Below are 14,364 nucleotides of genomic sequence, written 5' to 3'. Positions count from 1 at the left end.
GACCCCCCTTCCCCACCCGCCCCTCCTGTTACGGTGTCGGCGGCTTTCAGCAGGGATCGTTACGGGGGGTAGCGCGCGGTGTTCCGTCGGCGGATGAGGTTCACGGCCGTACTGGCCGGAGTGGTGCTGGCACTGACCGGTTTCTCCGGCCACGGCCATGGCAAGAGCAGCGGCGGGGGTGGCGGCGGCTGCTCCAACTCCCATAAGAGCAACGGCGGTTCCGGCGGTTCCGGCTACCGCCACGACAACGACGATTACGGCAGCAGCAGCAGCGGCTCCGGCTCCCACTCCGGTTCCTACACCCCGAGCCCGACCCCGTCCCCCTCGGCCACCGCCACGGGGACCGTCGTCACCTGCGTCTCGCCCGCCAAGGGCAAGCGCCCGGCCGTCACCTCCGCGACCGTACGGGTCACCGGCGACCCGCTGGCGAGCGGCAGCCACCGCTACCGGGTGGAGGTCGCCTTCCTGGGCGCGGCCGACGAGACCGTCGACACGGGGTCCGCCTTCGTCACCCTCGATGCGGGGGCGGCGCGGAGCGTGGAGGTGCCGATGGCGCTGACGTCGCGGCTCGACAGGGTCAGGGAGTGCCGGGTGGTGCGGGTCATGGAGTGGGCCTGACGCTGCGGCGGGTGACGCCTCCGGCGGGTTTCCCCACCCCGCCCCTTCCCGAAAGCCCTCTGGCGGGCGGCCGGGGGCTCGCGCCCTGGGGTCTGCCTTCGTCTGCGGGCCGTCCCCAACTGGTCGCGCAGTTCCCCGCGCCCCTAAATACCTAGGGGCGCGGGGAACTGCGCGACCAGCCACCCACGGTCCGCAGACGAACTCACCGCAACCGAAACCCCCCTCCCCTCCCCCCGAACAACTCCTCCTGCCTCCCCGGCGGCAGATTCCCCAGTGCGATCAGATGGGGTGCCTGGGCGAAGGACTGGGTCAGGGTGGGGGTGCGGGTCGTCCACAGGGCGCGGACCGTTCCCTGGACCGCCTCCGTGGGGTACGAGGACAGGATCTCCGCGCAGCGCCGCGCCGCCGGCACCTCCTCTCCCGGTGGTGTCACCTCGCTGACCAGGCCCGTTTCGTACGCCCGCCGCGCCGAGACCCGTTCCGCCGTGCCCATCAGGGCGAGCCGGGCCGCCTCCCCGGCGGGCATCCGGGTCGCCAGGTAGGCGGACTCGTACGCGCTGACCATCCCGTACGTCGTATGCGGGTCGAAGAACGTGGCGTCCTCGGCCGCGATCACGAACTCCGCCTCGCCCAGCAGATAGAACGCCCCGCCGCACGCCATCCCCCGCACCGCCGCGATCACCGGCTTCCACAGGTCGTTCGCCTTGGGGCCGATCGTCAGGAGGGGGTCGTCCGTCGAGTACGGGGACGGCGGCTGGGGCACCTCCGTCGCCCGGTCGATGCCCGTGCAGAACGCCTTCTCGCCCGATCCGGTCAGCACCACCGCCCGTACCGTCTCGTCGTAGCGGAACTGACGCCAGGTGGAAGCCAGTTGCGCCGCTGTCTCCTCGTCTATCGCGTTCAGTCTGTGCGGGCGGTTCAGCCGCACCACCGCCACGCCCGTCTTCTCGTCCCGTACGACCTCCAGCGTCACGGGCGCTCCAGGAGCCAGCGGGGGACGGTCATGCCATCCGTCTCCGTGAACGCCACCTGCACCCGGGCGCCGATCCGCAGCCGCTCCGGCGCCACCGAGTCCAGCGGCGCGTCCGGGTCGGTGACCACGTTGCCGACCAGGCGGATCAGGGGGTCCTCGACGAGTTCGACGACCACCGCGTTGTAGGGGGCCTGGGCCGCGTACTCCGGCAGGAGCGGGGGGTGGGGGAGCACATACGACCAGATGCGGCCGTGGCCGGACATCCGGCGCCACTCGCTGTCGAAGGAGTGGCAGTGCGGGCAGCACGGGCGGGGCGGGAAGCGCAGCCGGCCGCAGTCGGGGGCGGCGCAGGCCTGGACGCGCAGTTCGCCCCGCGCGGCGTACTCCCAGAACGGGGCGCCGTCGTCGTCGGTCACCGGGGTCAGCATCTCAACTCCTCAGCAGGATGGCCGATGTGGGGACGCCCTCGCCCGCCGTCACCAGGCACGTCGCCGCGTCCGGCACCTGTGCCGTGGACGTGCCGCGCAGTTGCTTCACGCCCTCGTTGATGAGGTTGAAGCCGTGGACGTACGCCTCGCTCAGGCCGCCGCCGCCCGTGTTGAGGGGGAGGCGGCCGCCGATCTCCAGGGCGCCGCCCTCGGTGAACGCGGCGCCCTCGCCCCGGCCGCAGAAGCCGTAGCCCTCCAGGGAGAGCGGGACGAGCGGGGTGAACGCGTCGTAGATCTGGGCCACGTCGACGTCCTGGGGCCCGAAGTCGGCCTGTTTCCACAGGTGGCGGGCGGCGGTCCAGGCGGGTCCGGTCAGCGGGTCGTCGTTCCAGTAGTTGACCATGCCGTGGTGCTGGGCGGGCAGGCCCTGGGCGGCGGAGTGCACGTACACGGGCTTGTGGCGGCAGTCCCTGGCCCGCTCGGCGGAGACGATCACGCAGGCCAGCGCGCCGTCCGTCTCCAGGCAGTTGTCGAAGAGGCAGAGCGGTTCGCTGATCCAGCGCGAGGTCATATACATGTCGCGGGTCAGCGGCCGCTCGTACATGATCGCGGCCGGGTTCTGGTTGGCGCGGTTGCGGCAGGCCAGGGCGACGTTGAAGAGGTGGTCGCGGGTGGCGCCGTACTCGTGCATATAGCGCCGCGCCAGCATGCCGATCTCGTCGGCGGGCCGCAGCAGCCCGAAGGGGCGCGTCCACTGGGCGGGGGTGGGCAGTTGGACCGTCGTGCTGGTCCACGGCCGGGGGCCGCTGCCGCGTTTTCGGGAGCGCCAGGCGACTCCGACGTTCGCCTGGCCGGTGGCGACGGCGGCGGCGAGATGAGCGACGGTGGCGCAGGAACCGCCGCCGCCGAAGCCGACCTTGCCGAAGAAGGTGACGTCGCCGGCGCCGATGGACTTGGCGACCTCCACCTCGTCGGTCTCCTCCATCGTGTACGAGGCGAAGCCGTCCACCTCGGAGGGGGAGATCCCGGCGTCGTCGAGCGCGGCGAGGATGGCCCGGCAGGCCAACTTCTTCTCGGAGTCGCCCAGTCGGCGGGCGAACTCCGTCTGGCCTATGCCCGCGATCGCCGTCGCGTCCTTGAGCATCGACACCCCGCCACCTCCGCGATCCCCGTGCGCCATCGGCACCGGTTTGCTGCTGACAGCGTGGAAGGGTACAGCTAATCTGACGGGTAGTCAGCTATTGCGTCGACGGTCGACGGCTACTGCGGGTGGGAGGGTTTGCCATGCGGGAAGACCTTCGGGGCGACCTGGAGTGGGGCTCCGTCCCCGCGCTCGTACGGAGCGCGGCCGAGCGGTACGGACAGCGGGAGGCCGTCGTCGAGGGCCGCACCCGTGTCTCGTACGCGGAGCTCGGCGAGCGGGTCGAGCGGGCGGCGGCGGCCTGTATGGCGGCCGGGGTCGAGAGCGGCGACCGGGTCGCGGTGTGGGCGCCCAACACCCTGGACTGGATCGTCTCCGCGCTGGGCGCGGTCACGGCCGGGGCGGTGCTGGTCCCGCTGAACACCCGGTTCAAGGGCGCGGAGGCCGCGTACGTACTCCAGCGCAGCCGGGCGAAGCTGCTGTTCGTCACGGGAACGTTCCTGGGGACGTCGTACGTTGCCACCTTGCGGCGTGCCGCCGCCGAGGGCGAGGGCGCGGGCGCGGGCCCGCTGCCCGGACTGCCGTGTCTGGAGCGGGTGGTGGTCCTGGCGGAGGACGCGCCGGACGACTTCTGGACCTGGAAGGACTTCCTGGCGGGCGGGGAAGGCGTCCCGGCGGCGGACGTACGGGAGCGGGCGGACGCGGTGGCGGCCTCGGCCCCCTCGGACATCGTCTTCACGTCCGGTACGACGGGCCGCCCCAAGGGCGTGGTGATCACGCACGCGCAGACGCTGAGGGGCTACGCCATCTGGAGCGAGCTGGCGGGGCTGCGCGAGGGCGACCGCTATCTGATCGTGAACCCCTTCTTCCACACCTTCGGATACAAGGCGGGGATCATCGCCTGTCTGATGCGGGGCGCGACGATGGTGCCGCAGCCGGTGTTCGACGTCGACACGGTCCTGGCGAACATCGCCGCCGAGCGCGTCTCCGTACTGCCCGGCCCGCCCACGCTCCACCAGTCCCTCCTCGACCACCCGGCGAGAGCGGCCCACGACCTGTCCGCGCTGCGGCTCGTGGTGACCGGCGCGGCGGTCGTCCCGCTGCGGCTCGTCGAGCGGCTGCGGGCGGAGCTGGGGATCGGCACGGTGCTCACGGCGTACGGGCTCTCCGAGGCGAGCGGCATCGTCACGATGTGCCGCCGCGGCGACCCGGCGGAGGTGATCGCGTACACCTCCGGGCGGGCGATACCGGGTACGGAGGTACGGGTCCTGGCGGAGCCGGGTGCTCCGGGGGAGGTGCTGGTGCGCGGGTTCAACGTGATGCGCGGGTACTTCGAGGACGAGGCGGAGACGGCGCGGGCGTTCACGGAGGACGGGTGGCTGCGGACGGGGGACGTGGGGGTGCTGGACGCGGCGGGGAACCTGCGGATCACCGACCGGATCAAGGACATGTTCATCGTGGGGGGCTTCAACGCGTACCCCGCGGAGATCGAGCAGGTGCTGGGGCTGCATCCGGAGGTGGCGGATGTGGCGGTGGTGGGGGTGCCGGACGGGCGGCTCGGTGAGGTGGGGCGGGCGTTCGTGGTGCGGCGGGAGGGGGCCGGGCTCACGGCGGCCGAGCTGATCGGGTGGGCTCGGCGGGAGATGGCGAACTTCAAGGTGCCGCGGGAGGTGGTGTTTTTGGGGGAGTTGCCGCGGAATGCGGGGGGGAAGGTGGTGAAGGGGGTGCTGCGGTCGTTTTCCCCCACCCCGCCCCTTCCCTAGACCCTCCGGGGGTGGGTGGGTGATTGAGGCTCGCTTCCCGGGGGCTTCGCCCCCGGACCCCCCGGGTCCCCGTTCGTCTGCGGCCCGTCCCCAACTGGTCGCGCAGTTCCCCGCGCCCCTTGGATGCCGCTTCGCGGCAATCCCCTGGGCGCCCCGCAGGGGCGCGTCTCAGGGGCGCGGGGAACTGCGCGAGCAACCCGCCACCGGCCCGCAGACGAACACCGGGCCCTGCTCACTTCGCGTCGGCGTTGAACCTCGACGTCGACCAGAAGTACCCCAGCGTCGCCAGACCCACGCACCACCCCACCGCCAGCCACCCGTTGTGGCCGATCTCCGTGCCCAGCAGCAGGCCCCGCAGCGTTTCGATCGCGGGGGTGAACGGCTGGTACTCGGCTATCGGGCGGAACCAGCCCGGCATCGTGTCGGCGGGAATGAACGCGCTGGAGATGAGCGGGAGGACGATCAGCGGCTGGGCGCTGTTCGCGGCGGCCTCGGCGTTCGGGCTGGCCAGGCCCATGCCGACCGCAATCCAGGTGAGGGCGAGGGCGAACAGCACCAGCAGGCCGAACGCCGCCAGCCACTCCAGCGGCGTCGCGTCCGTGGAGCGGAAGCCGATGGCCACCGCGACCGCGCCGACCAGGACCACGCTCATCACGCACTGGAGCACGCTGCCGACGACGTGCCCGATCAGCACCGAGCCCCGGTGGATCGCCATCGTACGGAAGCGGGCGATGATGCCCTCGTTCATGTCGGTGGCCACGGACACCGCCGCCCCGATCACGGTGCCGCCGATCGTCAGCATCAGGATGCCCGGGACGATGTAGGCGATGTAGTCGGAGCGGTCCGTGCCGCCGATGCCCGTGCTCATCACGTCGCCGAAGATGTAGACGAAGAGCAGGAGCAGCATGACCGGGGTGAGCAGCAGGTTCAGCGTGAGGGACGGGTAGCGGCGCGCGTGCAGCAGGTTGCGGCGCAGCATCGTCCTCGAATCGCGTACGGCGAGGGAGAAGGTGCTCATCGGACGGACTCCTTGGGCTGGCTGGGAAGGGTGGCGGTGCCGGTCAGGGCGAAGAACACGTCGTCCAGGTCGGGGGTGTGCACGGTCAGTTCGTCCGCCTCGATGCCCGCCGAGTCCAGCCGGTCGAGCAGGGAGCGCAGCTCCCGCTGGCTGCCGTCGCTGGGGATCTGCAACGAGAGCGCCTCGTCGTCGCGGGCGACCTCGCCCAGCGCGGACGTGGCGTCGCGGTACGCCGCCGGGTCCGTGAAGCGGAGCCGTACGTGGCCGCCGGGGATCAGCCGCTTCAGCTCCTCCGCGGTGCCCTCGGCGGCGATCCGGCCGTCGTTCAACACGGCGATGCGGTCGGCGAGTTCGTCGGCCTCGTCCAGGTACTGCGTGGTGAGGAAGACGGATACCCCGTCGGAGACCAGCTCGCGGATGATGCCCCACATGGTGTGCCGGGAGCGCGGGTCGAGGCCGGTGGTCGGCTCGTCGAGGAAGATGATCCGCGGGGCGCCGACCAGCGTCATGGCGATGTCCAGTCGGCGCTTCATCCCGCCCGAGTAGGTCGTGGCGGGCTTCCCCGCGGCCTCGGTGAGGTCGAACCGCTCCAGCAGCTCGGCGGCGACCCGCCGCCCCTCCCGCCTGGACAGATGGTGCAGGTCCGCCATGAGGAGCATGTTCTCCTCGCCGGTGATCAGGCCGTCGACGGCGGAGAACTGCCCGGTGACGCCGATCGTGGCGCGCACCGCCTGCGGGGCGGCGGCCAGGTCGTGGCCGCCGACGCGCAGGTCCCCGGCGTCCGCCGGGACGAGGGTGGAGAGGATCTTCACGGCGGTCGTCTTGCCCGCGCCGTTCGGGCCGAGCAGGGAGAAGACCGTTCCTTCGGGGACGGCCAGGTCGATGCCGTCGAGCACGACCTTGTCGCCGTACGACTTGCGCAGCCCGTTCGCCGCGATGGCCAAGCTGGTCATGAGGGGTGCTCCTTCGGAGGCTGCGGGGTCGGGGGTCAGAGGCTGCGGGCGGCGATGTCGCCGTAGGAGGTGGTCGCCCGGATGTCCAGGGCGGCGGTCCCGGTGTTCATGAGGGCGTTCTGGATCCGGCCGTACGCGGTGTGCGCGTCCAGCGAGGCGGAGACCCCGCGGGCCGCGCCGACCTCGATGTTGCCTGCCTCGGTGCGCAGTTCGACCGTGCCGCTCACGGCCTCGGTGATACGGAGGTCGCCCTTCTGGGTGCTGATCCGGGCGGGGCCGCCCAGGCGGCCGACCATGACGTCACCGGCCTGGAGGGTGAGGTCGGCGCCCGCGGTCTCGTCGAGCTTGACCGTGCCCCGCGCGGCCTCGATGACGACGTCGCCGAGCCGCCCGACGCCCCGGAACTCGGCGTCGGCCGCCTTCGCCTCGATACGGGAGCCGGCGGGCAGCTGGACCGTCACCTCGACGTAGCCGGAGCTTCCGAGGATCCGGTTCTTCGCGGGCGCGGCCGCGATCCGCAGGACGCCGTCGGCGTACTCGACCGTGGTCTGCTCCGCGGCCTTCACGTCGCGGCTGTTCGAGGCGTTCGCGGGGAGGACCTCGACCGTGGCGTCGGCCCGGTCGGCGGCGATGAGGCGGATGTGTCCGGCGGGGATGTCCAGGACGGCGGAGATCGGGGCGGTGGTGGCGAACTTCTGCACGGTGTGTTCCTTCGCTTCGTTGTCGTTTCCGATGAGGGAAAAGCTACGTTGCGTTTAGGGAGTCGGCAATGAGTTCGTTGCATGGAGTGTGCATTGCAGCAGGTCAGAGGCGTTAAATCGTTGCAATGGTTTGCGGTTTAATGCAACGGGGATCCTCTTGGTCGTTGCAATGAGGTGAGCGTGAACGCTATGCTGCGGACATCACGGACAGACGAAGGAGATCCCGATGCCGGGAGGCAGGCTCACCCAGCAGGAACGTCGGCAGATCGCGCTGGGACTGGCCGACGGCCTCGCGTACGCGGAGATCGCCCGACAGCTCGACCGCCCCACCTCGACGGTCACGCGCGAGGTGATGCGCAACGGCGGCCCCACCGCCTACCGCTCCGACCTGGCCCACCGCGCCACCGAACGCCGCGCCCACCGGCGTACCCGGACCGCGCCCCACGACCCGGAGACGCCCGCGCAGGCGTACGGGCGCGACCCCGAGGCGGTGCGCGCGTACGAGGAGGCGCTCACCGCCGTCATGATGGGCTCCGGCCTGCCCAGGATGATGTCCCGGGTGATGGCCTGCCTCACCCTCACCGACGCGGGCAGCCTCACCGCGTCCGAGCTCGTCCAGCGCCTCCAGGTCAGCCCGGCGTCGATCTCCAAGGCGGTCGCGTTCCTCGACGGCCAGGGCATGATCCGCCGGGAGCGTGACGAACGCCGCCGCGAGCGCTACTTCATCGACGACGACATCTGGTACCGGTCGATGATGGCCAGCGTCCGGGCCAACGCCCAGATCGTCGAGATCGCCCGGCAGGGCGTGGGCGTCCTCGTCCCCGGCACCCCGGCCGCCGCCCGGCTCGAGAACATCGCCCGCTTCCTCGACTTCGTGGGCGAGAGCCTCATACGCGCCGCCGAGCAGGCCCGCGAGGTCCTGCACACGAAGGCCGAGACGCCACCCGAGACGTCACCGGCGTCCTGAGCCCGTCCCCCGTCCCCGTCCCCTCGGACAACACCAAGCGCCCCGCGGCACGTCCGGCCGCGGGGCGCTTGGTTTCCCCCGTACTTCCCCCGTTCTCCCCCCTGTTTCCCCCGTTCCCCCGTGCTCCCCCGTACTTCCCCCGTTGCTCCCCCCGTCGGGGACGCGCACCCCCAAGTACGCGTCCCCGACGATCCCCCGTTCCCCCGTGGCCCCCGTTCCCCCGTTGGCCCCGTGGTTCCCCCGTGCTCCCCCGTGTGTCACCGGCCGCGACGGCCCCCCCTCCGCGTCGCCGCGGCCGGCCCCCGCCAGCAGTGGTTCTCAGGTACTCAGGCCTCTTCGGAACCGGCGTGGTTCTCCTGGGGCTTGAGGACGTCCGTGCCGATCAGGCCCGCGTGGTTCTCCATGGGCTTGATGGGGCCGCCGGTGCCGATGAGCCCGGCGTGGTTCTCCAGCGGCTTCACCACGTCGCCGCCGACCAGGCCCGCGTGGTTCTCCAGCGGCCTGATCTTGCCGTCGCCGCCGATCAGGCCGGCGTGGTTCTCCATCGGGCGGATCGTGCCGGTGCCCGTGCCGGAACCCGGGCTCCCCGCGTGGTTCTCCTGCGTCGTGGTGTCGCCGGTGTCGGGCTTGTTTCCGTCACTCATCGTGCTCAGCTCCCCTGAGTTTTCTGCATGTCGTGCTGTGAACGGTGCCCGCCCGGCGGCTCCCCCGAGGGTCGCCGGACGGGCACTTCAAGGGCCGTCCACACTAGCGGGGAGGCCCACCGTCGACCCGCCTGCCCCCCGACGCGGCGGATCGTTGAGTAAGAGAGTGCCGAGGGGCGATAAACGATGGCTAAACGGCGTCGGCAACAGCTTGGACAGCCGCGCGGACAGCCGCGGTGAAATCCCCGTACGGCGGCGGAAGGCCTGGTGAAAGGCCTCGTGAAAGGGCTCGTCGAACGCCCGGCCCAGTGAACCGTATCCGCTACGCCGCCGCCATCGGGCTCAGCAACTGCCGTACGTCCTTGGCCTCCGCCGCGCCCGTCGACTCGTAGATGGCCAGCGCCTCGCGCCAGCACGCGCGGGCCCGGTCGGCCTGGCCGAGCTGGTCCAGGGCGCGGCCCAGCGTCGTCAGGACGTTGCCGCGCATCCACTCGCCGCCGATGCAGCGCAGCGCCAGCGCCTGCTCCGCGTGCTGGGCGGCCCGCGCCGGGCGCCGCGCCGCGAAGTGGGCCTCGGCGATGCGGAAGTGCGTGGTGCCCTCCCACAGGCGCTGGCGGTTGTCCTGGAAGACCTGGAGGGCCTGGCCGAGCTGGGACAGCGCGTCGTCCAGGCGGCCCGCCCGGGTCAGCGCGATGCCCAGCGCGAAGCGGCCGTTGGCGACCCGCAGGGCCAGGCCCATCTCGCTGAAGATGTCGAGCCCGCGCTGCGCGAGGTCGACCGCGCTCGCCGTACGGCCCATGTTCACGTGGATCCGCGCCAGGTTGCACAGCGCGCTGGCCTCGCCCGGCCGGTTGCCGTCGGCGCGGTAGTTGTCGATCGCCTCCTTCAGGAAGCGCTCGCCGTCGGCGTGCCGGTTCTGGTAGAACGCGATGATCCCGCGGTCGTTGGGCGCGGCCCCGGCCGGCATCGGGTCGGCGGCCTCCTTGGCGAGCAGCGAGGAGAGCCGCGCCTCCTCGTCGGCCTGCTCGAAGCGGCCGGAGATCAGCAGCACGGTGGAGAGCGAGATCCGGGCGCGCGCCTCAGCGCTGGCGTCGCCCCGCCCGTGCGCGGCGTCCCGTACCGCCGCCGCCGTCGTCTCGTACTGCCGCGAGTTGGCGCCAGACTCGGCGAGGTCCTTCACCGCCCACAGCAGGTCCACCGCGCGCCGCAGCAGCGCGGGGTCGCCCGCGCACTGGTGGACGCACGACAGCAGGCAGTTGGCCTCCGCGTACAGCCAGTCCACCGCCGCGTGCCCGTCGGCGAACGGCAGCCCCGGGTACTGGGTCGGCGCCAGGTGCTCCACCAGCCGGTCGCCGGGCCGCTCGATCGCGTACACCCGGGCGGCCGTGGCCAGATAGAAGTCCAGCAGCCGCGACATGGCCGCGTGCCGGCCGGACGGCGGGTCCTCGTCGCGCTCGGCGCACGCACGCGCGTAGAGCCGTACGAGATCGTGGTAGCGGTAGCGGCCGGGGGCCGCCGACTCCACCAGGCTGGTGTCGACGAGGGATTCGAGCAGGTCCTCGGTCTCCTGGAGCGGCAGGTCGAGTACGGCGGCGGCCGCGGCCAGCGAGATGTCCGAGCCGTCGGGCAGGCCGAGCAGCCGGAAGGCGCGGGCCTGGGCGGGCTCCAGCTGGCCGTAGCCGAGCTCGAAGGTGGCCTTGACCGCGAGGTCGCCCGCCTGGAGCTCGTCCAGGCGGCGCCGCTCGTCGGCGAGCTTGGCGGCGAGGAACGAGACGGTCCAGGTGGGGCGGGAGGCGAGCCGGGAGGCGGCGATACGGATCGCCAGCGGCAGGAAGCCGCAGGCGGCGACCACGTCGAGCGCCGACTGGCGCTCCGCGCTCACCCGCTCCTTGCCGACGATCTTCGTGAAGAGCTGGAGGGCCTCCTCCGGCGACATCACGTCCAGGTCGACGAGGTACGCCCCGGCCAGGTCCAGCATCCGGATCCGGCTGGTGACCAGCGCGGCGCAGCCCGCCGTGCCGGGCAGCAGCGGGCGCACCTGGGCGGCGTCGCGCGCGTTGTCGAGCAGGACCAGGACGCGGCGGCCGTCGAGCGTGGAGCGGAACAGGGCCGCGCGCTCCTCCAGCGAGTCCGGGATGGAGGTGTCGGGGGTGCCGAGCGCCCGCAGGAACGCGCCGAGCACCGCCTCCGGCTCGCAGGCGCGCGGCCCGGTGCCCTGGAGGTCCACGTACAGCTGGCCGTCGGGGAAGTGCGGGCGGGCCGCGTGGGCGACGTGCACGGCGAGCGTCGTCTTGCCCACGCCGCCGATCCCGGCGAGCGCGGAGACGGCCATGACGGTGGTGTCGGCGGCGGCGAGCCGCGCCGACAGCTCCTGGACGAAGGAGACACGTCCGGTGAAATCGGGCACCGAGGCGGGGAGTTGGGCCGCCCGGACGGGTGCCGGGGCGGCGGGCGCCTCGGCGGGCCGGGCCAGGTCCTCGTCGGCCTGGAGGATCCGCTGCTGCAGCCGGGAGAGCTCGGGGCGCGGGTCCACGCCGAGCTCGTCGGCGAGCAGCCTGCGGGTGTCCGCGTACACCGCGAGGGCCTCGGCCTGGCGGCCGCTGCGGTAGAGCGCGAGCATCAGCAGCTCGCGCAGCCGCTCGCGCAGCGGGTACGCGGCGGTGAGCGCGGTCAGTTCGGAGACGGCCTCGGCGTGGCACCCGGCGTCCAGCTCCATGTCGAGCCGCGCCTCGATGAGCTGGAGGCGCCACTCGCTGAGCCGGGTCCGCTCGGTGTCGGCGTGCGGGCCGGGCACGTTGGCGAGCGGTTCGCCGGTCCACAGCGCCAGCGAGGCCTTCAGCAGCTCGCGCGCCCTGACCTGGTCGCCGCCCGCGCGCGCCTTCTCGGCCTCGGCGGCCAGCTCCTGGGCGGTGGCGAGGTCGAGGACGCCGGAGGAGAGCCGGATGGCGTAGCCGCCCGCGTCGCTCACCAGGACGCCGGGACCCAGCGCCTTGCGCAGCCGCGAGGCGTACGTCCGTACCGCCGCCAGGGCCTGCGAGGGCGGCTCGTCGCCCCAGATGGCGTCGATCAGCTCGGCGGCGGTGGCCGTGCGGCCGTCGCGCAGCAGCAGCGCGGCGAGCAGGGCGCGCTGCTGCGGCGAGCCGGACGGCAGGACGTCGGCCCCGCGCCACGCGCGTACGCTTCCGAGCACGCCGAAGCGCAGGTCCGCGGTGTCCGCGGCCTGGTCGTCGTCCGCTGCCAGGACCGGAGCCCGCTGCTCCGGAATGCGCGGCTCGCCGTTTCGGTCCATAGCGACCCCCTGTGCCCCCGTAGCGCTGGTAATGCCCGTGCCAGTCTGCCCTGTCCATGGCATGCGCGTCAGCTACGGGTGACGCTCCGCACAAGGCCTCTGCACACTTTCGTTACAGGTCGCCGGTGCGTGTCCACGGCCCTGTCCGGGGGGCGGACAGGCGTCGAGGGGCGGGGAGAGAGGGGTGAATGGCCGAGGAGTGACCGGTGGGTGGCCGAGGTGTGACCGGTGCGCGGGTGACGGGTCGGCCGGATCCGGTGGTGGTTTGGCCGGGGCCGAGCGGTGAAGTGGCCGAAGAGCGCCCCGCACGACTAGCTGACGGATCGTCAGATCAGGTCTACGGTGAAGAGCCATGGAGACCATGAAGACTGTGGAGACCGTGGAGAGCTTCCCGAGGATCATCTCGGTGGACGACCACACGGTGGAGCCGCCGCACGTCTGGCAGGACCGGCTCCCGTCGAAATACCGGGACTCGGGCCCGCGCATCGTCCGCGCCCCCCTCAAGGAGATGACCTTCCTCGGCGGAAAGTTCGCGCCGGTCATGGGCGCGCCCGGGGACGAGGGACCGATCGGCGACTGGTGGGTGTACGAGGACCTGCACCGCCCGCTGACACGCCTGGACACGGCGGTCGGGTACGCGCGGGACGAGATCCGCCTCGAAGTGATCACGTACGAGCAGATGCGGCCGGGTTCGTACAGCGTGCCGGAGCGGCTCGCGGACATGGACGTCAACCACGTCCAGTCGGCGCTGTGCTTCCCCACCTTCCCTCGCTTCTGCGGCCAGACGTTCACGGAGGCGGCGGACCGGGAGCTCGGGCTGCTCTCGGTGCGGGCGTACAACGACTGGATGGTGGAGGAGTGGTGCGGCCCGGAGGCCGGGGGCCGTCTTATCCCCCTGACGCTGATCCCCCTCTGGGATGCGGAGCTCGCGGCGGCGGAGGTGCGGCGGAACGCGGCGAGGGGGGTGCGCGCGGTCGCCTTCTCCGAGATACCCCCGCACCTGGGTCTGCCCTCCATCCACACCGACTACTGGGACCCCTTCCTGGCGGCGTGCGACGAGACGGGGACGGTGGTCGCGATGCACATCGGCTCTTCGTCCCGGATGCCGTCGACGTCGGCGGACGCGCCGCCGGCCGTCGGCTCCACGATCACCTTCGCCAACTGCTGCTTCTCGATGGTCGACTGGCTGATGAGCGGCAAGTTCGAACGCTTCCCCGGCGTGCGGGTGATGTACGCGGAGGGCCAGATCGGCTGGATCCCCTACATCCTGGAGCGGGCGGACGTGGTCTGGGAGGAGAACCGCGCCTGGGGCGGCGTCGCGGACAAGGTCCACCGCCCCCCGTCCGAACTCTTCGCGGAGCACGTCTACGGCTGCTTCTTCGACGACGCGTTCGGGTTGCGGAACCTGGGGGCGATCGGGGTGGGGAATGTCCTCTACGAGACGGACTACCCGCATTCGGACTCGACGTGGCCGAAGTCGAAGGAGGTGGGGGAGGCGCAGATGGCGCACCTTCGGGGGATGTGGTGGAGAGGATCGTGCGGGGCAATGCGATTGAGCTCCTGTCGCTGGGGGCGGATGGGTTGTGGCGGGGCTGACGGCGGCGCTCCAGGGGGCTACGCCCCCAGCCCCCCGGCTTCGTTCGTCTGCGGACCGTAGATGGCTGGTCGCGCAGTTCCCCGCGCCCCTGAAATGCTCGGCTTCGCCATCGCCATCGCCGGTACCCCCTAGGGGCGCGGGGAACTGCGCGAGCAACCGACCACGGTCCGCGGACGAAAGAGGGTTGAGGGGCGCGGGGAACTGCGCGACCAGCCCACCACCACCCGCAGACGAACACCGGGCCGATTAAGGGGCGCGGGGAACTGCGCGAC

11 protein-coding genes and 1 pseudogene are annotated in these 14,364 nt (G+C 72.1%); 4 read left to right on the top strand and 8 right to left on the bottom strand.

What is annotated here, in order from left to right:
* The first annotated feature begins 93 nt into the window (after window positions 1-93).
* Entirely contained in the window at window positions 94-618 is a 525-nt protein-coding gene (locus BX283_RS19200; RefSeq protein ID WP_180357196.1) for a hypothetical protein, read from the top strand.
* Between the two features lie 202 nt (window positions 619-820).
* Here BX283_RS19200 and BX283_RS19195 read toward each other — a convergent pair whose 3' ends face one another.
* The 3 genes from BX283_RS19195 to BX283_RS19185 are packed head-to-tail and all read right to left on the bottom strand — an operon-like array spanning window position 821 to window position 3,163.
* On the bottom strand, window positions 821-1,591 hold the full coding sequence (locus tag BX283_RS19195; protein WP_101388800.1) for an enoyl-CoA hydratase/isomerase family protein: 771 nt from the start codon (window positions 1,589-1,591) through the stop codon (window positions 821-823).
* Window positions 1,588-2,019 carry a Zn-ribbon domain-containing OB-fold protein gene (locus tag BX283_RS19190; RefSeq protein WP_101388799.1) on the bottom strand — a complete coding sequence of 144 codons (432 nt, stop codon included), beginning with the start codon at window positions 2,017-2,019 and terminating at the stop codon, window positions 1,588-1,590. The genes BX283_RS19195 and BX283_RS19190 overlap by 4 nt, the downstream gene beginning before the upstream one ends.
* Before the next feature lies 1 nt (window position 2,020).
* Window positions 2,021-3,163, bottom strand: a complete 1,143-nt coding sequence (locus BX283_RS19185) for a lipid-transfer protein (RefSeq protein WP_101392454.1) — start codon at window positions 3,161-3,163, stop codon at window positions 2,021-2,023.
* Between the two features lie 140 nt (window positions 3,164-3,303).
* Between BX283_RS19185 and BX283_RS19180 the strand changes: the two genes are divergently transcribed.
* Window positions 3,304-4,923 carry a FadD3 family acyl-CoA ligase gene (locus BX283_RS19180; RefSeq protein ID WP_101388798.1) on the top strand — a complete coding sequence of 540 codons (1,620 nt, stop codon included), beginning with the start codon at window positions 3,304-3,306 and terminating at the stop codon, window positions 4,921-4,923.
* A 232-nt stretch (window positions 4,924-5,155) separates the two neighbouring features.
* On the opposite strand, the gene BX283_RS19175 is transcribed toward BX283_RS19180, so the two are convergent.
* From BX283_RS19175 to BX283_RS19165, 3 genes are read right to left on the bottom strand one after another with little or no spacing between them, the layout of a single operon-like run.
* Complete coding sequence (locus BX283_RS19175; protein ID WP_101388797.1) at window positions 5,156-5,941, bottom strand: ABC transporter permease; 786 nt, start codon at window positions 5,939-5,941, stop codon at window positions 5,156-5,158.
* On the bottom strand, window positions 5,938-6,894 hold the full coding sequence (locus BX283_RS19170) for an ATP-binding cassette domain-containing protein (protein WP_101388796.1): 957 nt from the start codon (window positions 6,892-6,894) through the stop codon (window positions 5,938-5,940). The genes BX283_RS19175 and BX283_RS19170 overlap by 4 nt, the downstream gene beginning before the upstream one ends.
* A 35-nt stretch (window positions 6,895-6,929) precedes the next feature.
* A complete protein-coding gene (locus BX283_RS19165) occupies window positions 6,930-7,595 on the bottom strand; it encodes a DUF4097 family beta strand repeat-containing protein (protein ID WP_101388795.1) in 666 nt (221 codons plus the stop codon).
* A 226-nt stretch (window positions 7,596-7,821) separates the two neighbouring features.
* Here BX283_RS19165 and BX283_RS19160 point away from each other — a divergent pair, with 226 nt between their 5' ends.
* On the top strand, window positions 7,822-8,562 hold the full coding sequence (locus BX283_RS19160; protein WP_101388794.1) for a GbsR/MarR family transcriptional regulator: 741 nt from the start codon (window positions 7,822-7,824) through the stop codon (window positions 8,560-8,562).
* A 326-nt stretch (window positions 8,563-8,888) separates the two neighbouring features.
* Here the strand turns inward: BX283_RS19160 and BX283_RS19155 are convergent, their stop codons facing one another.
* On the bottom strand, window positions 8,889-9,206 hold the full coding sequence (locus BX283_RS19155) for a hypothetical protein (RefSeq protein WP_101388793.1): 318 nt from the start codon (window positions 9,204-9,206) through the stop codon (window positions 8,889-8,891).
* A 322-nt stretch (window positions 9,207-9,528) separates the two neighbouring features.
* Window positions 9,529-12,495 (bottom strand): AfsR/SARP family transcriptional regulator, encoded by a 2,967-nt coding sequence (locus tag BX283_RS19150; RefSeq protein WP_101388792.1) that lies wholly within the window; start codon window positions 12,493-12,495, stop codon window positions 9,529-9,531.
* A gap of 379 nt (window positions 12,496-12,874) precedes the next feature.
* On the opposite strand from BX283_RS19150, the pseudogene BX283_RS19145 reads away from it, so the two are divergent.
* A pseudogene (locus BX283_RS19145) lies at window positions 12,875-14,091 on the top strand (amidohydrolase family protein).
* Window positions 14,092-14,364 lie beyond the last annotated feature (273 nt).

This window comes from Streptomyces sp. TLI_146, from assembly GCF_002846415.1.
Classification (GTDB): Bacteria; Actinomycetota; Actinomycetes; order Streptomycetales; family Streptomycetaceae; genus Streptomyces.
This window is presented reverse-complemented; position numbering and strand designations above follow the sequence as displayed.